Source organism: Gilliamella sp. Pas-s25 (assembly GCF_009795885.1).
Classification (GTDB): Bacteria; Pseudomonadota; Gammaproteobacteria; order Enterobacterales; family Orbaceae; genus Gilliamella.
Window position 1 is genome coordinate 19,954 of record NZ_WTEV01000003.1, and the last position, 21,687, is coordinate 41,640.

General features: G+C 36.0%; 21 protein-coding genes. 10 read left to right on the forward strand and 11 right to left on the reverse strand.

From position 1 onward, the window contains the following. Positions 1-9: 9 nt before the first annotated feature. From GQ593_RS02095 to GQ593_RS02110, 4 genes are all read left to right on the forward strand, one after another. Entirely contained in the window at positions 10-1,365 is a 1,356-nt protein-coding gene (locus tag GQ593_RS02095) for a citrate synthase (protein ID WP_160430409.1), read from the forward strand. Positions 1,366-1,506: 141 nt separating this feature from the next. Continuing rightward, positions 1,507-3,045: a murein biosynthesis integral membrane protein MurJ gene (murJ, locus tag GQ593_RS02100; protein ID WP_160430410.1), complete on the forward strand. Its 1,539-nt coding sequence runs from the start codon at positions 1,507-1,509 to the stop codon at positions 3,043-3,045. Positions 3,046-3,121: 76 nt separating this feature from the next. Beyond that, positions 3,122-4,015 (forward strand): hypothetical protein, encoded by an 894-nt coding sequence (locus GQ593_RS02105; protein WP_160430411.1) that lies wholly within the window; start codon positions 3,122-3,124, stop codon positions 4,013-4,015. Positions 4,016-4,147: 132 nt separating this feature from the next. Next, complete coding sequence (locus GQ593_RS02110) at positions 4,148-4,324, forward strand: hypothetical protein (protein ID WP_160430412.1); 177 nt, start codon at positions 4,148-4,150, stop codon at positions 4,322-4,324. A 227-nt stretch (positions 4,325-4,551) separates the two neighbouring features. Here GQ593_RS02110 and GQ593_RS02115 read toward each other — a convergent pair whose 3' ends face one another. The 6 genes from GQ593_RS02115 to GQ593_RS02140 form a co-directional block, all read right to left on the reverse strand. Then, a complete protein-coding gene (locus tag GQ593_RS02115) occupies positions 4,552-6,060 on the reverse strand; it encodes a hypothetical protein (RefSeq protein ID WP_160430413.1) in 1,509 nt (502 codons plus the stop codon). 449 nt (positions 6,061-6,509) lie between these two features. Beyond that, positions 6,510-7,424, reverse strand: a complete 915-nt coding sequence (gene galU / locus GQ593_RS02120; RefSeq protein ID WP_160430414.1) for a UTP--glucose-1-phosphate uridylyltransferase GalU — start codon at positions 7,422-7,424, stop codon at positions 6,510-6,512. A gap of 116 nt (positions 7,425-7,540) precedes the next feature. Beyond that, entirely contained in the window at positions 7,541-8,056 is a 516-nt protein-coding gene (locus GQ593_RS02125; protein ID WP_160430415.1) for a hypothetical protein, read from the reverse strand. 56 nt (positions 8,057-8,112) lie between these two features. Further along, positions 8,113-8,244 carry an entericidin A/B family lipoprotein gene (locus GQ593_RS02130; RefSeq protein WP_202115353.1) on the reverse strand — a complete coding sequence of 44 codons (132 nt, stop codon included), beginning with the start codon at positions 8,242-8,244 and terminating at the stop codon, positions 8,113-8,115. Positions 8,245-8,288: 44 nt separating this feature from the next. After that, positions 8,289-9,482: an amino acid aminotransferase gene (locus GQ593_RS02135; protein WP_160430416.1), complete on the reverse strand. Its 1,194-nt coding sequence runs from the start codon at positions 9,480-9,482 to the stop codon at positions 8,289-8,291. A 274-nt stretch (positions 9,483-9,756) separates the two neighbouring features. After that, positions 9,757-10,140 carry a RidA family protein gene (locus GQ593_RS02140; protein WP_160430417.1) on the reverse strand — a complete coding sequence of 128 codons (384 nt, stop codon included), beginning with the start codon at positions 10,138-10,140 and terminating at the stop codon, positions 9,757-9,759. 188 nt (positions 10,141-10,328) lie between these two features. On the opposite strand from GQ593_RS02140, the gene ffh reads away from it, so the two are divergent. Continuing rightward, a complete protein-coding gene (gene ffh / locus GQ593_RS02145; RefSeq protein WP_160430418.1) occupies positions 10,329-11,696 on the forward strand; it encodes a signal recognition particle protein in 1,368 nt (455 codons plus the stop codon). 110 nt (positions 11,697-11,806) lie between these two features. Here the strand turns inward: ffh and GQ593_RS02150 are convergent, their stop codons facing one another. Then, on the reverse strand, positions 11,807-12,679 hold the full coding sequence (locus tag GQ593_RS02150) for an EamA family transporter (protein WP_160430419.1): 873 nt from the start codon (positions 12,677-12,679) through the stop codon (positions 11,807-11,809). A 125-nt stretch (positions 12,680-12,804) separates the two neighbouring features. After that, on the reverse strand, positions 12,805-13,791 hold the full coding sequence (ispB, locus tag GQ593_RS02155) for an octaprenyl diphosphate synthase (RefSeq protein WP_160430420.1): 987 nt from the start codon (positions 13,789-13,791) through the stop codon (positions 12,805-12,807). A gap of 154 nt (positions 13,792-13,945) precedes the next feature. Here ispB and GQ593_RS02160 point away from each other — a divergent pair, with 154 nt between their 5' ends. After that, entirely contained in the window at positions 13,946-14,773 is an 828-nt protein-coding gene (locus GQ593_RS02160) for a TonB family protein (protein ID WP_160430421.1), read from the forward strand. A gap of 68 nt (positions 14,774-14,841) precedes the next feature. On the opposite strand, the gene pepP is transcribed toward GQ593_RS02160, so the two are convergent. Further along, the gene (gene pepP, locus GQ593_RS02165) at positions 14,842-16,158 is read right to left on the reverse strand and encodes a Xaa-Pro aminopeptidase (RefSeq protein ID WP_442903584.1); all 1,317 of its coding nucleotides are present in this window, start codon (positions 16,156-16,158) and stop codon (positions 14,842-14,844) included. 30 nt (positions 16,159-16,188) lie between these two features. After that, positions 16,189-16,731 carry a UPF0149 family protein gene (locus GQ593_RS02170; protein WP_160430423.1) on the reverse strand — a complete coding sequence of 181 codons (543 nt, stop codon included), beginning with the start codon at positions 16,729-16,731 and terminating at the stop codon, positions 16,189-16,191. A gap of 146 nt (positions 16,732-16,877) precedes the next feature. Between GQ593_RS02170 and GQ593_RS02175 the strand changes: the two genes are divergently transcribed. From GQ593_RS02175 to crr, 4 genes are all read left to right on the forward strand, one after another. Next, complete coding sequence (locus tag GQ593_RS02175) at positions 16,878-17,207, forward strand: hypothetical protein (protein WP_160430424.1); 330 nt, start codon at positions 16,878-16,880, stop codon at positions 17,205-17,207. Between the two features lie 136 nt (positions 17,208-17,343). Further along, a complete protein-coding gene (gene ptsH / locus GQ593_RS02180; RefSeq protein WP_160430425.1) occupies positions 17,344-17,601 on the forward strand; it encodes a phosphocarrier protein Hpr in 258 nt (85 codons plus the stop codon). A 52-nt stretch (positions 17,602-17,653) separates the two neighbouring features. Continuing rightward, the gene (gene ptsI, locus GQ593_RS02185) at positions 17,654-19,381 is read left to right on the forward strand and encodes a phosphoenolpyruvate-protein phosphotransferase PtsI (RefSeq protein ID WP_160430426.1); all 1,728 of its coding nucleotides are present in this window, start codon (positions 17,654-17,656) and stop codon (positions 19,379-19,381) included. Positions 19,382-19,390: 9 nt separating this feature from the next. Beyond that, entirely contained in the window at positions 19,391-19,894 is a 504-nt protein-coding gene (gene crr / locus GQ593_RS02190; protein WP_065639007.1) for a PTS glucose transporter subunit IIA, read from the forward strand. A gap of 82 nt (positions 19,895-19,976) precedes the next feature. Here crr and pgi read toward each other — a convergent pair whose 3' ends face one another. Beyond that, positions 19,977-21,626, reverse strand: a complete 1,650-nt coding sequence (gene pgi, locus GQ593_RS02195) for a glucose-6-phosphate isomerase (protein WP_160430427.1) — start codon at positions 21,624-21,626, stop codon at positions 19,977-19,979. Between the last annotated feature and the right edge of the window lie 61 nt (positions 21,627-21,687).

Here is a 21,687-nt window from a genome sequence, read left to right on the forward strand (position 1 = left end):
AAATAATAAATGAAAGAAAAATTTTTAGTTTATAAATTATCTGAAACGATTAAAAACACTAGTAAAATTGAATCACAATTATTTGAAAATTTTAATGTAAAACGTGGGTTACGTAACGCTGATCACACTGGTGTATTAGTTGGTTTAACCAAAATTGGAGATGTGCTAGGTTATGAACATTTAGAAGGTGGCTCATTAAAACCTATTCCAGGAAAATTATTATATCGAGGCATTGATATTGAAGATCTTGTACATAATGCACAAAAAGAGCAACGAACAGGATTTGAAGAAACGATCTATCTACTATTATCAGGTTCTTTACCCGATAAAGAAGAGTTATACGATTTTTCACGATTACTTTGTGAATCAATGGCTCTGGAAAAGCAAACTAAGATTGCTATCATGGAACTTGAAGGTCATGATGTGATGAATATTTTAGCAAGAACAGTGCTTGAAATGTATACTTATGATTCTAAAGCAGATGATACGTCACGTGATAATTTAATGCGGCAATCCATAGACCTCATTGCAAAGTTTCCGGCCATTATTGCCTATGCTTATAATATGTTAAGTCACAGTGCTAAAGGTAAATCATTACATATCCGTCACCCAAATGAGGATTTTTCTATTGCTGAAAATTTTTTATACATGATGAAAGGAGCAGAAGGATATACTGAACTTGATGTGCGAGTGCTTGATTTGGCTATGATTATCCATGCAGAACACGGCGGCGGAAATAATTCAACATTTACGGTGCGAGTGACTAGTTCTACAGGCACTGATACTTACTCATCAATTGCGGCAGGTATTGGATCGTTAAAAGGTCCATTACATGGTGGTGCTAATTTACAAGTGGGTAAAATGCTTAAACACCTAGCTAAAGAAATTAAAAATTGGAGTGATGTAAATGAAATTGATGCCTATTTACAACGTATTTTAAATAAAGATGTATTTGATAAAAAGGGTCTAATTTATGGTATTGGGCATGCAGTTTATACGGTATCAGATCCAAGAGCTGTGTTGCTCAAAGAAATGGCGTATGAACTAGCCAAAGAAAAAGGGCGAGAAAAAGAGTATAATTTTTTAAATTTGCTTGAAGAACGCGCTATCCATGCTATTTTGAATCGAAAAAATGCCAGAACAAAAAAACAAGTTTGCGCCAATGTCGATTTCTATTCTGGCTTTGTTTATGACATGATTGGTTTACCTCGAGAGGTTTATACGCCATTATTTGCAATGTCACGTATTGTTGGTTGGTGTGCTCATCGAATTGAAGAGCTTAATTTTGATGATCGCCGAATTATTCGCCCTGCTTATAAAAATATTGGTCAATTCATGCCGTTTATTCCATTAAAAGATCGTTAAACTTATCATCCGTCAGTATTATGCTGGCGGCATGAATAAAAACCATTATTTATTGAAAAAAGCGTGGTGATTTAAAGTAATAGTTTGTAGACTATGCTTCCTTATCAGTTTTCAGCTGTATACTTTTTATATAAATTAGATATGAATCTTTTAAAATCTTTAGCCACTGTAAGTTCAATGACGATGGTATCGCGCGTATTGGGTTTTGTTCGTGATGCCGTTATTGCGCGTTTTTTTGGCGCAGGTATGGCAACTGACGCTTTTTTTGTAGCCTTTAAACTCCCTAATTTGCTGCGGCGTATTTTTGCGGAAGGTGCTTTTTCGCAAGCTTTTGTGCCTATTTTAGCAGAATATAAAAATCAGCAAGGGATTGAAGCAACGCGTACCTTTGTTGCTTATATTGCAGGTTTATTAACGCTAGTATTAGCTATTGTTACCTTAATTGGTGTTGTCAGCGCACCTTTTATCATTATGCTAACTGCACCAGGATTTATGCAAGAGTCAACCGAAAAATTTGAACTTGCAACGACCATGTTGCGTATAACCTTTCCTTATATCTTTTTTATATCACTGGCTTCACTTGTTGGCGCTATACTCAACACATGGAATCGTTTCTCGGTTCCCGCTTTTGTGCCAACACTACTTAATGTGAGTATGATTATATTCACGCTATTTTTAACACCTTACTTTAACCCGCCCGTATTAGCGCTTGCCGTATCGGTTGGTGTTGGTGGGATTTTACAATTACTCTATCAGCTACCTTATTTAAAAAAGATTGGCATGCTAGTGTTACCTCGTATAAATTTTAAAGATAGTGGTGTTTGGCGGGTTTTAAAACAGATGGGGCCGGCAATTTTAGGGGTATCTGTTGGGCAAATATCATTAATTATTAATACGATTTTTGCCTCATTTCTCGTTTCTGGCTCAGTTTCGTGGATGTATTATGCGGATCGATTAATGGAATTCCCTGCCGGTGTACTGGGTGTGGCATTAGGCACCATTTTATTGCCTTCGTTAGCTAAAAGCTTTTCTAAAGGCGATCATAAACAATATTCAGAGTTGTTAGATTGGGGATTGCGCCTCTGCTTTTTATTGGCTTTACCAAGCACGATTGCATTAGGTGTTATTTCTCGCCCGCTTATATCAACGTTATTTGAATATGGCCAATTTACCTTAAATGATACATTGATGACACAGCGAGCTTTAGTTGCTTACTCTATCGGTCTACTTGGATTGATTTTAATTAAAGTGTTAGCACCCGCATTTTATTCGCGTCAAGACATTAAAACTCCCGTCAAAATTGCAATTGTCACGTTAATTTTAACACAGCTAATGAATCTCGTTTTTATTGGGCCATTACAGCATGCAGGCCTTTCACTATCCATTGGTTTAGCCGCTTGCTTTAATGCTGGATTATTGTATTGGCAATTGCGTAAAAAACAACTTTATCAACCCCAACCTGGTTGGTATCGGTTTTTGATTAAAGTCATTATTGCTGTAATATTAATGTCTGCTGTGTTATGGTTTGGTTCGCACTTATTACCCGACTGGTCAACCGGCTCAATGTTGGTTCGTATTGGGCGATTATTTGCATTGGTAATTGTTGGAATCGTTGTCTATTTTGCGTCGTTGATTGCTATGGGATTTAAGATCAAACACTTTATTAAACGAATTGATTAACAACACACAATCATTAAAATTTTGTTAAAAATTTAGGTAATAGGAACGTTTAAGTAAAAATTAATAAGGAAATAAGATGAATAAAGCCTCTTTTTTTACTCTCCCCATTATTGGTGGTGTAGTTTATTTTTTATTGAGTTGTTTTCTTCGGTTGTGTTTTGCCTTTTTACGACCCGAATCAAGCATTTCTTTTGAAACACTTGGTTATTTATTCCCTGGTTTTTTATTTTATTTTTTCCGAAATAATCTTGTTGATACATTATGGATTTTTGGTTTGTTGTCGCTTGTTTTTTACTACGCTAATATTCATATTGTCAATAAAACCAATACAGTATTATTGATTGTCATGATGGCCATATTCACGACAGTAGCTGAACTTATTCAACAAAGCATCATTGTTTATTTCTACGAGAGCCCTATTTTGCCAATGATGATAATGATTATCCCATCAGTTGTTTTCTGCTTTTTGTTGTACAGTTTATTAATTTACTATTTAACAAATTTCTTTGAAAAGTTCTTTGTAAAAAGTAACCAACCCTTTGCAATTACAGAAACTAACAGCTCAAATATTCACTTCATTTTATTTTCAACGTTTATCTGTTTCCTCTTGATTAAAGAGTATATGTTAATCGTTATTACTTTTGACTGGAGAGATAGTGATTTTCTAAAGGCTATTTATATTGGTGCTATACTAATTGGGCTGTTTTTGTCTAAAAACTGTTTTAAAAAGCCTTTTAATAAAATTCAATCAGAAAAGCTCATTAAAAGTGTTTTTGTATCTGCCATACTGATTTTTATTTGTCTCATTGTTTATTTTATCTCTTTATACCATATGCCAATAAGGTTTTATATTAACGCCACTACCCTGATTCGTGTAGGTCGTAGCTTGCTCCTGTTGATATTGCTTATTGTGTTAATTTGTTTGATTATTAATAAAGTGACTAAGCATTATTTTCTAAAACAAAAATAATAAAATCACAATGATAAAGATTAATATCCTTTTTAAGAATTGTTACCGTAAAATCAATTGACCTAGATAATTAAGAAAAATAAATGCAAAAACCATCATTCTTCAAATTATCATTTATTTTGATAATATTTTATGTTTTGCTATCTTGCATTATGTCATTATCAAGCCTATGGAACAAGGCGACAACAAGCAGCGCTTAGAATGCAAGGTATCACGTTATCGCGACGGCGAATTGTTATCGGTTTTAGTCCATTAAAAAACTTTTTATATATCTGTCTTCATCCTTCAATTGCACGGACAGGTATTTGAAAATAATCTGTCGTTAAGCCATAACCGTTGTCACTATTTAAATAGTGATTGATGACTTGTGCGTTAAATCGAATGTATATTATGTTGCCATAATGGGTTCTAAAAGTAGATTTAAAAGATCCAACTTTTGGGGGGCAGTTCAAGATTGGTTGTCCCCCTAAAGCTGGTTAACTTAAATTTAAATAGACATTATTCTGTCTGAAGTTCAAGAATTAAACGCTAAAAATTTAAGGATAGACACACATTCCGTACGCAGTTTCGTTAGAATTTCTAGTTTTAACCTGACCTCCAACCGCGGTAACAACAAGCTTTTTACCTTCTACTACATCGCTTGTCCAATATGCATTATCAGAAGGTAAACCTACTAAATCCATGTATTCTGTCATGTAACCCCACTCGCTAAGCAAGCCACCACCAATTCGTCGATGGTAATGGTTTCTAGCCGATGATGGTTTAGCGCTTTGGCAACTGCTGTGTAAACCTGTACAGTTTGCGTTGGTGAAATCTTTTACTTGTATAACCCTATAACCTAATGTCTTACACCAGTTTTCATGTGAAGAGAATAAATTAAATCGGCTTCCGCGATTGACAAACCACTTTTGCAATTCAAATCCATATTTAATCACTGATTTGCCACTGCTATCGTAACCGACTAATTCAAATTTCTGAGGTAAGTCTGGTTTGCTAATTGAGTTTCGATTTCCGTTCACCTTTGGACCGGTTAGTGTGATTCGCACACTGCTACCTGCCGAATTGGGTCGCATTTTGGCGGTTATACCTGCCTGAGTGATAGTTGGCCAAGTCAGTGGACCACTACCTTCTATGTATAAATCAAAGAATATACCATTAATGCCAGTGTTCGGGAAGTTACTAGATGCGATAAAGCCTTTGTCTGGATTCCACATACCTTCTGGACCTGCGAACTGATTTACGTCTAACCTTAGATCGCCCGCCTTAATGTAGCAAACTTTAGGAGTTAAGACTGGAGTGATAAAGTAACTCACTGTACTTTCGCTGAAAGTGCTGCTATTAGGCACGCCATACTGTGTCTTTAACATGCCACCTGTACTACTTAACACCACTTTATAAGGTGCTCCGCAAATATCTAAGACATGACTGCGACTAACTTTTTGGTTATATCTATCTGTGAAGCTAATGCTTAAGCTACCAGTTGCAGTTACACCATTTTCTCCCTGTCCATCACCATCATCATCACCCCAGAAGTTATAGGAGGAATTAATTAGTTCTTTTAATTCTATTGAGTCTTTTGATGCTGGTACAAACATGCCAACATTCGCTAAAGTTTCTTCTGCATTGGGTAAGACTATCGGTTTTTTCGCAGTTGAAGTATTATTTGCCGGCGTAATTGTTGTGCCATCAGATAACGTAATACTTAACAGATCTTCGGTCGTAGTGGCTTTAGTTTTTCCGCCATCAAACGTTAAATAAGGTGCTGAACCTTGAATTATATTTGTTGTAACAGCCGATAACGCCTGTGTATTTAATGAATACGACAATAGCAATGACAAGGTAGATAAACAAGATAGTGGGCGTTTAGTTAATAGTAATCGTTGCTTTAGGGTAAAGCATAGCCACTTGTTAGCTATTAACAAGCATTTACGACAATCTTGTGTGTATCTATTAAGTGAGTTGGGGGTACAAATAATGCCTGAGGAGTATTTAGAAATAGTTAAAGCATAATGTTGCCACATTTGATAAAAAAAATTGTACTGCATAACATCCTATACATCAAGGTTTTTCTTGATAAATCATTTTTTTATAGTCATTTTCCCATAAATTGGGGGTAATTAATTGTAAGGGCAGAAGTATAACGTTAAAAAAAAATTTAGCTACCCTTTTTTGTAAAAATTATTTTAAATAAAATTTAAAATTAAATAACAAATATTCGAAAACACTTTATACCAATTCGATTTATGTTTTTTAATAATCGGGAACAAATAAAAGAAATAATAGAAGAATAGTTAATCACTTATACTACTAACGTATGTTATCAAGCATTAAATAACCTGACGTTAATTGAATATAACACAAAAATATCAGCCTAATTTTCTGATTGGAAAGTTTACTACCGATGGGGATTTATATGGCCTACAAATAGAATAAGAGCATACTAATAAAAAGAACGCACACTGCGCCCTTTTTATTATTGTTTAATTTGTTAAAACTAGAGCGTCTTTAACCACGCTTTAACATCGCTACCTAAGATTTTGTGGCGCATTGCGTATTGAACAAAGGTTTGTACATAACCGAGTTTATTACCACAGTCGTGGCTACAACCTTTGATGCAATAGGCATCAACGCAATCTTCTTCAAGTAACATAGCAATTGCGTCGGTCAATTGTATTTCACCTCCCGCACCTAATGGGGTTTTGGCAAGTAGGGGCCAGATTTTTTCAGATAGAACATAACGTCCAACAACGGATTGGTTTGATGGCGCTTCTTCAACTGATGGTTTTTCAACAACGCTGTACATTTGTGTAACATTACCTGCAGATAGCGCTTCACCACGACAATCAACAATACCGTAAGAAGAAACTAATTCTTTTGGCACTGGCTCAACCATAATTTGGCTATGTTTGGTTTCATGGTAATTTTTGATCATTGCGGCTAAATTATCGCTGGTAAGGTCACTTTGGTATTCATCAATAATCACATCAGGTAAAACAACAGCAAACGGTTCATCGCCAACTAAAGGATAAGCACATAATACCGCATGACCAAGCCCTTTAGCCAAACCTTGGCGGACGCTAGTTATTGTGACATGTTTAGGTAAAATGCCTTGTACTTCTTGCAATAATTGGCGTTTAACACGCGCTTCTAACATGGCTTCTAATTCAAAACTGGTATCGAAATGGTTTTCAATTGAGTTTTTTGATGAGTGGGTTACAAAAATAATCTCAGTTATGCCAGCTGCAATACACTCTTTAACCACATATTGAATAAGTGGTTTGTCAACAATAGGGAGCATCTCTTTAGGAATTGCTTTAGTTGCAGGTAACATGCGCGTTCCCAAACCAGCAACAGGAATAACCGCTTTTTTGACTTTTCTACTTGTTGAACTTTCTAAATTTGGTGTCATTTTATTTCCTTAACACAATTAACTAATAATGGAGCTATAGGCACCGTTACTACGGTGACCATTAACAAATGTATTTTTGACTCGCACTGACTTTTATATATGAGTAATTCAGCCACTCATTTTTGTGCCTGTCTAATAATTGATAAATCGTTAGATTCAATTAGCAAAGGATTATCCCTATCTTTGGCTAAAGAATCAATAGCGATATAAACGATTTGGCAATTGTGTAACACGGCTTGTCTTACTACGAATTTGGCTTTACGGTCTCGCGCTTCTTTTTGAGCTTTACTGATATAAAGGTCATCGTATCCATCATCATATAAAGAAGCCCTTTCGAACAAATTTGGTGTTCGCCAAAATGTTTCTTTGGGATAATCTCGCACCAAAATTTGATCAGTTAATTTACCTTTTATTCCGGCATAATGACTTGGTAAATGTTTGCTTTCTCGGTTTTGGGCAATATAAACATGTTGATAATTTTGTGTATTTGAGGGGAGTTTATTTAATAAAAATTCAAGACCTGATAGGTTTGAATACTGGCAATTTTCCAGCGTTAAAGGTGCAGTTCGATAGTTTAACGAACCGCACCCAATAAGTAAAAACAATGTAACTATAGACAAAATACGTAACATTTTTACTCTAAAAATAGTTAAAAAGCGAAAATATTGCTAGATATATATGACATTAGTTACATTTTATCACTCACTTTTTCGGCAGTATGTGAAATGGCCTTTCCGCCAGATTCAACATCTTGACCAACACCTTTAACGGTGTTACACCCAACAACTAAAGTTGTCATTACTATACCTAATATTAACATTAACACTTTATGGAACATAAAATATACTCCTTTTAGTAACATGTTTATTTTAATGTAGCAAATGCTTCTGCCACACGGTAGATATTATGGTGATTTAAACCCGCTACACACATCCTTCCGCTGCCCACCAAATAAACAGCAAAATTATCTTTCAATTGTGTAACTTGCTCTTTATTAAAACCGGTATAACTGAACATGCCTCGCTGTTTAACCAAATAATCAAAATTACGATCAGGTACAGCTTTTTTTAATAATTCAACCAAAGTTGATCGCATGGTTACAATGCGATTTTTCATTGATTCGACTTCTTTAAACCATTGCGCTTTAAGCTCAGGATGATTTAATACATAACTAACTAACTGAGCACCATAAGCTGATGGACTTGAATAATTCTGGCGAACGGTAGCTTGTAACTGTCCTAATACGCACCCAGCGACTTGACTGTTATCACATAAAACAGATAATCCACCAACACGTTCACCATAGAGTGAAAATGTTTTCGAAAATGAGTTACTGACAAATCCACACAATCCGGTGTCTGCCATTTTGCGAATCGCATAGGCATCATCGTCAATACTTTCGCCAAAACCTTGATAAGCAATATCCATAAATGGAATAAGATCACGAGCCTTTAACACCTCGATCACTTTATCCCACTGCGTATGTGTTAAATCAGCCCCTGTTGGGTTATGGCAGCAAGGATGAAGTAAGACAATGCTTTTAGCCGGTAGTTGATTTAAGGTTTCAAGCATTGCTTCAAATTTTACGCCACAAGTTTGCTCATCAAAATAGGGATATTTGTTTACCTTAAACCCGGCACCGCTAAAAATAGCGATATGATTTTCCCATGTTGGATCGCTGACCCATACTTCAGATTTTGGGAAATAGCGAAATAAAAAATCAGCCCCTATTTTAAGAGCACCTGAACCACCTAGTGTTTGTATCGTTGCGATACGTTTATCTTTATAAGCCGAATGATCTTCACCAAATAATAGAGACTGAATTGATTGACAGTACGTTGGCAAGCCACTCATTGGTAAATACAGTTGTGCACCTTGATTGAGATGATAAATATCATCACGAGCAGTTTTTATACACTGCAATTGGGGAACCACGTTATTTTCATCATAATAATAACCAATACTTAAATTCGTTTTATTATCTCGGCTATCATTCATAAACTCAGCGACTAACGATAAAATGGGATCCCCTGCATACGATTCTACTTTTTCAAACATGTTCACAATCCATTTGGCACAAAAAACAACAATAAATATTTGTAGATTATTACACCAACTTTATTGGCAATCAATCATTAAATAACAGTTTAACAATAAATAATTAATTTGATTTTTGGTTAGAAAGTGGCTGTATTTTTGATAGTAAAAAGTAATAGATGAGATAATTAAAAGTATAATGTGTTTTAACCCACTTTTTTATACTAAAACGTAGGGTTTCCTGAAACTTTTTGACAAAAATTAGCACCTTTCGGTGCTAATCAAGTAAGCAAATTTATTTAGCAGCAATGACTTCAATTTCGACTTTAGCATCTTTAGGAATTCGAGCAACTTGCACGCAAGAGCGAGCAGGAAAAGAGGCATTATTTTCTGTAAAAAATGCTTCGTATACCGCATTTACCGCAGCAAAATCATTCATATCAGCTAAAAAAATCGTTGTTTTTACAATATTACTGACTTGATAACCTGCCGCTGTGACAATCGCTTTAACATTGGCTAAACTTTGTTTGGCTTGTTCTTTCACACAACTTGGCATGTCACCTGTGGCAGGATCGAGTGGGATTTGTCCTGAGGCAAATAACATATTACCTAAATCGATGGCCTGAACATAAGGCCCAATAGCGGCTGGCGCTTTATCAGTACTAATTATTTTTGCCATATTCAATGTTCTCCTTTTTAATCTATGCTGTTTTAATTACCAAAATGGTCAATGTGTGCACTGTCTATCTTTCCTCATTTGAACAGGAACATTAATTAGTGTCAAGTCGGCGCAAAATTATGATCGTGGGACTTATTAAAATTTTCTGATATGATAATTACAATTTTTTATTTATTACGAGAGTTAATATGTTCGAGAATTTAACCGACCGTTTATCACAGACATTCCGCAATATCAGTGGTCGTGGACGACTATCTGAAGACAATATTAAAGATGCGTTGCGCGATGTGCGTATGGCATTACTCGAAGCTGATGTTGCCCTGCCTGTGGTTCGTGAATTTATTAATCAAGTTAAAGAAAAAGCTGTTGGATTAGATGTCAGCAAGAGTCTAACACCAGGTCAAGAATTTATCAAAATAGTTCAAGATGAACTCACCAGTGCAATGGGGGAAGTCAATAGTTCACTCAATTTGGCAACCCAACCACCTGCCGTAATGTTAATGGCAGGGTTACAAGGTGCCGGTAAAACAACCAGTGTTGCTAAACTGGCTAAATTTCTAAAAGAAAAACAGAAAAAGAAAGTGCTAGTAGTGTCTGCCGATGTTTATCGACCTGCTGCAATTAAACAGTTAGAAACACTGGCTAAAGCGATTGATGTTGAGTTTTTTCCATCTGATATTACTGAAAAACCGGTCAGTATTGTAAATAAAGCTATTTCTCATGCAAAATTACAATTCTTTGATGTACTTATTGTCGATACTGCGGGTCGTTTGCATGTTGATAACGACATGATGGATGAAATCAAAGCGCTTCATCAAGCCATTAATCCAATTGAGACATTATTTGTGGTCGACGCCATGACCGGGCAAGATGCAGCCAATACGGCTAAAGCATTCAATGATGCTTTGCCACTTACCGGTGTAATTTTAACCAAAGTTGATGGTGATGCGCGTGGTGGTGCGGCGCTATCCATTCGGCATATTACTGGTAAGCCGATAAAATTCTTAGGGATGGGTGAAAAAACTGACGCTTTAGAGCCGTTTTACCCCGATCGCATTGCTTCGCGCATCTTAGGTATGGGTGATGTGCTCTCTTTGATTGAAGAATTACAGCATAATGTTGATCGCGAAAAAGCAGAGAAAATCGCCAAAAAACTGAAAAAAGGCGATAAATTCGATTTTAATGACTTTCAAGAACAACTCAAGCAGATGCGTAATATGGGCGGAATGGGTGCAATGCTTGCTAAATTACCAGGTATTGGGCAACTTCCTGATCATATCAAAGCGCAGATGGATGATAAAATCACCATCAAAATGGAAGCTATCATTGGCTCAATGACATTAAAAGAACGCGCTAATCCTGAAATCATTAAAGGATCACGCAAACGCCGTATTGCAAAAGGTTCAGGCACTCAAGTGCAAGATGTCAACAAACTCTTAAAACAGTTTGAAGATATGCAAAAGATGATGAAGAAAATGAAAGGCGGTGGCATGATGAAGATGATGCGTCAAATGAAAGGGTTAATGGGTGGCGGTATGGGATTCCCTCCTCGTTAAATCATCACAGCCTGTTTCAACTAAAATAAGTGATAGCAATCTATCACTATCACTTTTCCGCAATATTATCGCGCTTATAAACAGCGCGATAATATTTCCCATTGACAAATTTAATTGCTTGGTTTAATCGATTTAACCTTTGTTGGTCTGCTCATTGTAAGTACTGTACCTATCGATGATATAATAATAAACACAATGGCTAGCCACTGATAGTGGGTTAACTGTTCATGCAAAACAATGAATCCAGAAAGTGCGGCAAAAACAGGTGATAAACTCATTAATGTACTAAATGTCTGCGCCGGTAATTTGGGTAGTGCAATCATATCCAAACCATAAGGAATGGCCGATGCTAATAGCGAAACCACAAAAATCAGTGGTAGTAATTCCAACGAGAACAGGGCACTGCCAGTTTGCCAGATGCCGATAGGAAATAAAAAACACGAAGCAATAACCGATCCAATCGCTACACTTGCTGGACCATAAATAGCACTCGCTTTGCGTCCAAATAAAATATAACATGCCCAACCACTTCCCGCTAATAGCGCAAATAAAATACCCATTGGATCTAAATTACTTGATGCTTGAGTTAGTGGTAAAAGCATAGCTAGCCCTACAATTGCAATACCTAACCAAATAAAATCAAGCACTTTTTGTGAAGCGCACATCGCCACCATAATCGGTCCGGTCAGTTCAATGGCAACAGCAATACCAAGCGGAATTCTAGAGATTGCGTTATAAAACGCTAAATTCATGCAACCAATTGAAATACCATATAAAAATATATATTTCAGGGCTTGTTTTGTCATTGCTTTACGCCACGGTTTGAAGATTAACACTAACATAATTGCCGAAAAAAATAATCGCCACGCTGTCATTCCCTCTGGCCCTAACACCGGAAATAGATATTTGGCTATAGACGCACTGCCTTGAACCGAAATCATCGAAATAAAAATTAACAAAACAGGCCAAGACCTTTTTAGCATAAATAATTACCTTAATTGAAGTTTGAAGTTGTTGTATATAAAACTCATGACAAGAAGTTTCAGGAAACCATGTGTTTGAGTATAAAAAACACATGGTTTTATTGATTTATTGGCTCATTGGTGAATTAGTTTTCTCTTTTTACTGATAATAAGGCAAGATCTTGTAACGCTTGTTTATAAGGTGAATCAGGTAAAATTGCAATAACGTCAAATGCTTTTTGCGCTTCTTTTTGAGCGGTTTGTAACGTAAAATCGAGCGAACCACATTCATCCATAATTTGTAAAATGCGATCTAATAATTGTCGACCATTACCTTGCTCTATGGCTTGACGAATTAATGCTGCATCTTGGGCATTTTTAGTGTGGTGCATAGCATGTAATAGCGGTAAAGTAGGTTTACCTTCATTGAGATCATCTCCTAAATTTTTACCTAATTTTTCATTACTATCGCCACTATAATCAAGCAAATCATCGATGATTTGAAAGGCGGTCCCTAAAAATTTGCCATATTCTTGTAAAGCGAGTTCTTGCTGCGCATTAGCTCCAGCTAGAACCGCAGCCGAATGCGAGGTTGCCTCAAATAAACGTGCTGTTTTGCGATAAATCACCTCTAAATATTGTTCTTTGGTGATATCAGGATCGTTACAATTAATTAACTGTTGTACTTCGCCTTCAGCAATCACATTGGTTGCCGCCGACATAATGGTCAATACTTTAAAAGATTCGGTACGCACCATCATTTGAAAAGAGCGCGTATATATATAATCGCCAACCAGTACGCTTGCGGCATTGCCAAAAAGTGCATTAGCGGTTGATTTGCCACGGCGTAAATCTGATTCATCAACAACATCATCATGCAATAAGGTCGCTGTATGAATAAATTCAATAAAAGCCGCGGTAATAATATGTTTATCACCTTGATAGTTGAGCGCTTTGGCTATTAACAACGCGATTACTGGACGTATGCGCTTTCCACCACTGCTAATGATGTAATTGCCTAACTGATTTATCAAAGCCACATCAGAACTGAGTTCTGCTTGTATTGCTTGATTCACTTTGATTAAATCTTCTTTAACAAGATCGAGTATTTGATTCATTGATGCAGTATTCATCAGCTTAACCATTATAAATAACAGATATTTACTTTCTATTATCTGATAAATATCATGATGCAACAAGGTGTGATCTATCATATTTCAAAAAACACTACAAATGATAAGCATTTTCATTTAGAATACTGACCTTAAGTTAAAAATGATTATTATTATGAAGATTAACTTTGATATAGACATCGATAATACCAAGGTCCCTTTGTGTCCGACGAAAAAACAACCTATAAATGCCTATGCATGTACATCGGTATCTGTACTGTCGCATCTTGTCTTATTTGCACTGCTCTTTAGTTCCGCTCTGTTTGCTAAAAATATTGTTGTCGATGAAGGCGATAATTCAATTAAAGCTATTATGGTCGATATCTCGCAATTGGCTGCACCAAAGCAATCATTAGTAGAAAATACCCCCGAAATTCAAGGCGTGGAAAATAGCGAACGGATCGATAACAAACAAATCGAAGAACCCCCAATTGAACCTGTTATTGAGTCTGAAGTTGTTAAAGAAGAACAGCCTGAACCTATTCCCGAAAAAATGCCCGATAAGCCTACTGTTGAGCCAAAAAAGGAAGTTGTCGTCAAAAAAGAACCAAAACAAAAGAAAAAGCGCCCTCCTGCTCAAAAAGCGTCACGTCAACAAGTGAGACAAGAAGTGGTTAGCGACAACATTGCTAACACTGCTGTAGCTCCGCAGATTTCAGATAGTCGTCAATATTCTGGTAATCCTTCGCCAATTCGGCGCAACCAACCTGAATATCCACGCCGAGCACTGGATATGCGTTTAGAGGGTTATGTAGTTGCGCTATTTGATGTAAACAGTGATGGGCGAGTTGAAAATATTCGAATTATAGAAGCAAATCCTAATAATATTTTTAATCGCTCCGTGATTAATGCCATGAAAACATGGAAATATAAACCAATTGCGGCCAAAGACCTGAAAATAAAAATTATTTTTAACCGCGATAAATCAATTAGTTTGAACTAATAACAAGTGATATAGACAGCAATAAAAGAGCCATAATTTCTGTTGAAGAAATTACGGCAATAGCGTGACTAATGAGTAAGTGTGTTTGTCATCAACTGTTCAATTTGATGCGGATCTTTAGGCACATTACTGGTCAATACATCATTTCCTGTCTCAGTAATTAAAATATTATCTTCAATGCGAATACCAATGCCTTTATATTGTGTTGGTACATCTGCATCTTGATTAATATAGAGTCCGGGTTCAACGGTTAATACCATCCCTGGCGCTAAAATGCGATCGCGACCTCTACCCACATCATGCACATCTATGCCTAGCCAGTGTCCTAAACCATGCATATAAAATGCGGTATAAGCTTTATTGGCAATTAACGTTTCAACATCACCATGCATAATGCCTAATTTAACTAAACCTGCTACCATCGTTCTAACTATATGATTATTCACTTCCATGATTGATGTGCCGGGCTTAAATAATTCAATCGCTTGATATTGCGCTGCTAACACTATGTCATAAATCTCACGTTGAGCTTGGCTAAATTGACCATTAACAGGAAAAGTACGAGTAATATCACCTGCATAGTATTGGTATTCACACCCAGCATCAATTAAAACTAAATCTCCATCCTTTAGCTGCTCACTATTATTTTCATAATGTAAAATACAACCATTATTACCACCGCCAACAATAGTGTTATAAGATGGAAAGCGTGCACCATGCCAAGCAAATTCGTGTAAGATTTCAGCCTCTAGTTGGTATTCAAACATTAATGGTTTGCACTTTTGCATTGCTCTAATATGGGCTTGTGCACTAATTTCACAAGCTTGTCGTAAAATTTTGATTTCAAAATCTGATTTAAACATACGCATTTCATGGACTATTGGTCGCCAATCAATCATGCTGTTGGGGGCAGAAAGATTAATTCGACTACCTTGTCGTAAAATACGCATGGCACGATCAACAATTTTATCGGCATAGGCATACTGTTGATCAGCATGATAAATCGCCGTTTTGCCATTTAATAAATCAGGTAATATTGTATCTATCTCATCAAAGGGATGCGCCTTATCAACCCAAATTGCGCCTAATGCGGCTTGTTGACCTAAACGGTAACCTGTCCATGTTTCTGCAAGCGTATCTTTTTTACGATTAAATAATACATATCTAGGTGTATTATCATTTTGTTTAACAACAGCAAAAACCGCTTCTGGCTCGGCAAAAAGCGTAAAATACCAAAAATCGCTATTTTGCCGATATGGATAATGGGTGTCATTACTACGCGCGGCTTCAGGAGCAGCAAAAAAAAGTGCAATACTATTTGGCACCATTTGAGCTAATAATCTTTCTCGACGTGCCAAAAGTTCTGTTTTGATATCAGTGTTTATCATTGTAATGACCTTGAAAATGTATAATTATTAATGGATTGTTGGGATGATATCTGGCTCATTAAATTCATCAAAACATAGCATAGAAGTGATGCGAACATACTCTTTAATCTCTTCAAAAGCAAAACCAAGCTCTTGTTGATCTTCATTTTCATCATAACCTAGTGTAACAATTTGCCGTAGGTCATAAATCGCTTCACCAACATCACCTTTGATATGATTGATTTTAGGTTGCACAAGGCCAATACCAAGTAAGAAATGATTTACCCAGCCAACTAAATCATCAAGCTGTGAATATAAATCTTTGTCACTAAGCAATAATTGAAAGCTAAAATCTTCATCAAAGAATTGTTGTTTGATATGCGTGTAAAGTTGACTAATTTTCTCATCTAATGATGCAGGCATTTTTTGACCATTATTTAACATATCTTCAACCAATGGACGCCAGCTTTCATCATAATTACCGCCAGCTAATATACCCGACAAAAAACCATGCAGCTCAGCTGCGGTAATACCGATTTTATTTTGGATTAGTTGACGATTAAATTCGTCGTAATTGATAATATTTGACATAAACTTCACCCTAATCTTATTACATCAGGGAAAAATGCACCCTGCACTTTCTCTGATTATTAGTATATAATTCGTATTCACTTGTAAATAATAAACAGGTTACTGTGCTTTATAAAGGAATTATTTTGAACATTGTGGGATTAATCGTGAAATTGCCTTTGCAATTATTATTTCTTGCAGGATTATTATCATTAACCGCCTGTAGCTCATTGTTATCGAATAAAGGCGTCATTATCCTTGATGTGCAAGATAAAATACACACCGATGTAACCAGTCAAAATTTACCTAAAGCTTATAAATTAGGTAATAGTGAACAAGAATTACAGCGATTTGAAACTTTCTGTAGAGAAGAGATCCGCGCATCAAAGCTTGATGGCAGTGAAGAAATCGTTTTTGAAAACATTAAACATGGAATCCATGGACAGGTAGAATTTAAAAAGTGTAGCGATAAAGTCACCCGTATCTACCGATACTGACAAAATATGGCTATCTTTATCAATTAAAGTTAATACGATTGACCTAATATAAAAGATATATGAAATCTTACTAGCCTTTCAGGCGGTTTTTATTTATATTGGTCGCTGAAATAAAAATATTTGGGAGTCAAATAATATGTATAAACAAGATGTAACCATTACTGCATCTAACGGTCTTCATACTCGCCCTGCAGCGCAATTTGTGAAAGAAGCCAAAAACTTTAATGCAGAAATTACTGTCACATCTAATGGAAAAAGTGCAAGCGCTAAAAGCCTATTTAAATTACAAACATTAGGTTTATCACAAGGCACAACCATTACCATTGCTGCCGAAGGTGAAGATGAAAAAGACGCAGTTGATCATTTAGTAAAATTAATTCCTGAATTGGAATAATAACTCCCGATTAGCTATGAAAGGTTTTAAAATTGAATAAGGATTAAATGTTATGGTCTCAGGTATACTTGTTTCCCCTGGTATCGCTTTTGCTAAAGCGCTATTATTAAAAGAAGAACCTATTGTTATTAGCAATAGACAAATTCTTGATAGCAAGATTGACGCTGAAATTGCGCGGTTTAAAGAAGCTCGAGAAAAATCAAGCGAGCAATTACATGCAATTATGGAACGCGCAAAATCCACATTAGGCGAAGATAAAGCCGCTATTTTTGAAGGGCATATTATGCTTCTTGAAGATGAGGATCTTGAACAAGAAGTGATTTTGCGCATCCAAAGTAAACATTCAAGCGCAGATGCCGCTGTTCAATCTGTTTTTGAAACTCAAGCTAAAGAACTAGAAAATTTAGATGATGAATATCTAAAAGAACGTGCTGCAGATATTCGTGATATCGGTAAACGATTACTCAAAAATATTTTAGGTATTGAAATTGTTGACTTGAGTGCTATTAGCCAACCTTGTATTTTAGTTGCAACCGACTTAACGCCGTCTGAAACAGCTCAGCTAAACTTAGAAATGGTATTAGGTTTTATTACTGATGCAGGGGGGCGTACTTCACATACCTCTATCATGGCTCGTTCTTTAGAAATCCCTGCTATTGTTGGAACATCAAATGCTACTCAAGCAATCAAACAAGGTGATTTTGTTATTTTAGATGCGATCAATAATGCTATTTATATCAATCCAGATCACACAACTCAAGAAAAGTTAAAACAAGTTCAAACTAAATATATTAGTGATAAAGAAGAATTGGCTAAATTAAAAGATCTACCGGCTGTAACCCTTGATGGTCACCAAGTAGAAATTTGCGGCAACATTGGTACAGTGCGTGATATTGCAGGTGCTGAACGTAATGGTTACGAAGGTGTTGGTCTATACCGCACTGAATTCTTATTTATGGATCGCGAAGCTTATCCTGATGAAGAAGAGCAATTTAAAGCTTATAAAGAAGTAGCCGAATCAACCAATGGTTTATCGGTAATTGTCCGTACTATGGATATCGGTGGCGATAAAGATGTGCCATATATGCACTTACCAAAAGAAGAAAATCCATTCTTAGGCTGGCGTGCAATTCGTATCAGTTTAGATCGTAAAGAAGTTCTTCATGCACAATTACGCGCAATTTTACGCGCTTCAGCATTTGGTAAATTGCGTATTATGTTCCCAATGATTATTTCTGTGGAAGAAATCCGTATATTAAAATCTGAAATCAATATTCTTAAAGAACAATTAAATACCGAAGGCAAAGCGTTTGATAAAAATATTGAAATTGGTGTAATGATTGAAACGCCAGCAGCGGCTGTGATTGCACATCACTTAGCCAAAGAAGTTGATTTCTTTAGTATCGGAACCAATGACTTAACACAATATACGCTTGCTGTTGATCGTGGTAACGAGCTGATCTCTCACCTTTATAACCCTCTTTCACCTTCAGTATTAACATTGATTAAAAAAGTGATCGATGCCTCTCATAAAGAAGGTAAATGGACAGGGATGTGTGGTGAGCTTGCTGGTGATGAAAGAGCGACAATCTTATTACTTGGTATGGGACTTGATGAATTTAGTATGAGTGCTGTATCTATTCCTAAAATTAAGAAATTAATTCGTAATACGAATTATGAAGAGGCAAAGAAATTTGCTGATGCTGCGCTAGAAAAAGCAACCGCTAAAGAAATTATTGATTTAATTGAAAATTACACTGCTGAAAAGCAAATTTGTTAGGAGACAATGATGGGTCTATTCGATAAAATTAAACAATTTGTATCCGATGATAGTAAAAATAGCATCGAGATTATTGCTCCTTTAAGTGGCGAAATTGTCAAAATCGAAGATGTACCAGATGTGGTTTTTGCTGAAAAAATCGTTGGTGATGGAGTAGCAATTAAACCTTCTGGCAATAAAATTGTTGCACCATTAAGTGGTAAAATCGGCAAAATCTTCGAAACTAATCATGCTTTTGCTTTAGAATCAGATGAAGGCATTGAACTTTTTGTTCATTTTGGTATTGATACTGTGGAACTAAAAGGTGAAGGTTTTACTCGAATTGCCGAAGAAGGCCAACAAGTTAAAGCAGGCGATACCATTATTGAAATTGACCTACCACTACTTGAAAGTAAAGCAAAATCCGTATTAACACCTGTGGTTATTTCTAATATGGAAACAATTGTGGAACTCACCAAACTATCAGGTGCAGTAGAAGCAGGTAAAACGCCAATAATGCGAATTAAAAAGTAATAAATATTGCTTATAAAAAAACCTTCAGCTTAAGCTGAAGGTTTTTGTTTTATACTCACCTATAGGTATTTTCTAAAACATCTTAACGCCATTTTTTGTATTGGTTAATTAAGTTGTTTGTAGATTCATCATGAGAACTCACTGGTTGATCATCTGCTAATTCAGGTAAAATACGTCCAGCTAATTGCTTGCCAAGCTCCACACCCCATTGATCAAAACTAAAGATATTTAAAATAATCCCCTGAGTAAAAATCTTATGTTCATACATGGCAACTAACGCACCAAGGGTATAAGGGGTGATTTTTTTCACTAATATTGAATTAGTTGGCTTATTGCCATCAAAGGCTTTAAATGGTACCACAGACTTCACTTCGTCAAGGTTTTTACCAGCAGCAATAAATTCTTGTTCAACTTGCTCCTTTGTTTTACCAAAAGCTAAAGCTTCGGTTTGTGCAAAAAAGTTAGATAACAATTTAGGATGATGATCGCCAACTGGATTATGACTAATAGCTGGTGCAATAAAATCACAAGGAATAAGTTTAGTACCTTGGTGAATTAATTGATAAAACGCATGTTGACCATTGGTTCCCGGCTCACCCCAAATAATTGGACCGGTAGTATAAGGTGTTTTATTGCCGCTTCTATCCACACTCTTACCATTTGACTCCATATTACCTTGTTGAAAATAAGCCGCAAAACGGTGCATATATTGATCATAAGGTAAAATCGCTTCGGTTTCTGCACCACAAAAATTGTTGTACCAAATACCAATTAACGCAAGTAAAGTTGGGATATTTTTATCAATTGGCGCACTTTGGAAGTGTTTATCCATAGCATGCCCACCGGCTAAAAATTGTTTGAAATTATCAAAACCGATTGATAACACTATTGATAAACCAATTGCTGACCAAGATGAATAACGTCCACCGACCCAATCCCAAAATTCAAACATATTGGCGGTATCAATACCAAACTTTTCAACTTCCTTTGCATTAGTTGATAGTGCAACAAAGTGCAAAGCAACCGCTTTATCGTCTTTTGCCGTATTAAGTAACCATGATCGTGCCGTTTGTGCATTAGTCATGGTTTCTTGTGTAGTAAAGGTTTTAGACGCCACTAAAAATAAAGTGGTTTCAGGATTTAAACCTTTAAGTGCTTCAACAATATGTGTACCATCAACATTAGAAACAAAATGCATATTTAAATGGTTTTTATAAGGACGTAGCGCTTCGGTGATCATATGAGGCCCCAGATCTGAACCGCCAATGCCAATATTAACAACATCAGTAATCGCTTTACCTGTATAACCTTTCCATTCGCCACTAATGATTTTGTTACTGAATGATTCCATCTTAGCTAAGACCGCATTAACATCATCCATCACATTCTTACCATCAACATAAATGGGGGTATTTGATACATTACGCAATGCAACATGTAATACTGCTCGATTTTCTGTACGATTAATTTTTTCACCACTATACATAGCATTAATCGCACCAGTTAAATCACATTCATCAGCAAGTTTATACAGTAATTCTAGGGTTTCTTGTGTTACTCTGTTTTTTGATAAATCAACCAAAAACTCATCGTCAAAAGGAATACTCAGTTTTTTAACTCGGTTAGGCTCCTCTTTTAAAAGTTGAGCAATGGTTTTATCTTTATTTGTTTGGTAACTAGCTTGAAGGGATTTCCAAGAATGGGTAGTAGTTGGATCAATTGACTTTAGCATAATTTATTCCTTAAATAATATTACATTATACCCATAATATAACTATGCCTAGCATGATGCA

What these genes read in the sequence shown, in the direction of transcription:
- GQ593_RS02095 (WP_160430409.1), top strand. Translation starts at nt 10, where the DNA reads ATGAAAGAAAAATTTTTAGTTTATAAATTATCTGAAACGATTAAAAAC.
- murJ (WP_160430410.1), top strand. Translation starts at nt 1,507, where the DNA reads ATGAATCTTTTAAAATCTTTAGCCACTGTAAGTTCAATGACGATGGTA.
- GQ593_RS02105 (WP_160430411.1), top strand. Translation starts at nt 3,122, where the DNA reads ATGAATAAAGCCTCTTTTTTTACTCTCCCCATTATTGGTGGTGTAGTT.
- GQ593_RS02110 (WP_160430412.1), top strand. Translation starts at nt 4,148, where the DNA reads ATGTTTTGCTATCTTGCATTATGTCATTATCAAGCCTATGGAACAAGG.
- GQ593_RS02115 (WP_160430413.1), bottom strand. Translation starts at nt 6,060, where the DNA reads ATGCAGTACAATTTTTTTTATCAAATGTGGCAACATTATGCTTTAACT.
- galU (WP_160430414.1), bottom strand. Translation starts at nt 7,424, where the DNA reads ATGACACCAAATTTAGAAAGTTCAACAAGTAGAAAAGTCAAAAAAGCG.
- GQ593_RS02125 (WP_160430415.1), bottom strand. Translation starts at nt 8,056, where the DNA reads ATGTTACGTATTTTGTCTATAGTTACATTGTTTTTACTTATTGGGTGC.
- GQ593_RS02130 (WP_202115353.1), bottom strand. Translation starts at nt 8,244, where the DNA reads ATGTTAATATTAGGTATAGTAATGACAACTTTAGTTGTTGGGTGTAAC.
- GQ593_RS02135 (WP_160430416.1), bottom strand. Translation starts at nt 9,482, where the DNA reads ATGTTTGAAAAAGTAGAATCGTATGCAGGGGATCCCATTTTATCGTTA.
- GQ593_RS02140 (WP_160430417.1), bottom strand. Translation starts at nt 10,140, where the DNA reads ATGGCAAAAATAATTAGTACTGATAAAGCGCCAGCCGCTATTGGGCCT.
- ffh (WP_160430418.1), top strand. Translation starts at nt 10,329, where the DNA reads ATGTTCGAGAATTTAACCGACCGTTTATCACAGACATTCCGCAATATC.
- GQ593_RS02150 (WP_160430419.1), bottom strand. Translation starts at nt 12,679, where the DNA reads ATGCTAAAAAGGTCTTGGCCTGTTTTGTTAATTTTTATTTCGATGATT.
- ispB (WP_160430420.1), bottom strand. Translation starts at nt 13,791, where the DNA reads ATGAATACTGCATCAATGAATCAAATACTCGATCTTGTTAAAGAAGAT.
- GQ593_RS02160 (WP_160430421.1), top strand. Translation starts at nt 13,946, where the DNA reads ATGAAGATTAACTTTGATATAGACATCGATAATACCAAGGTCCCTTTG.
- GQ593_RS02170 (WP_160430423.1), bottom strand. Translation starts at nt 16,731, where the DNA reads ATGTCAAATATTATCAATTACGACGAATTTAATCGTCAACTAATCCAA.
- ptsH (WP_160430425.1), top strand. Translation starts at nt 17,344, where the DNA reads ATGTATAAACAAGATGTAACCATTACTGCATCTAACGGTCTTCATACT.
- ptsI (WP_160430426.1), top strand. Translation starts at nt 17,654, where the DNA reads ATGGTCTCAGGTATACTTGTTTCCCCTGGTATCGCTTTTGCTAAAGCG.
- crr (WP_065639007.1), top strand. Translation starts at nt 19,391, where the DNA reads ATGGGTCTATTCGATAAAATTAAACAATTTGTATCCGATGATAGTAAA.
- pgi (WP_160430427.1), bottom strand. Translation starts at nt 21,626, where the DNA reads ATGCTAAAGTCAATTGATCCAACTACTACCCATTCTTGGAAATCCCTT.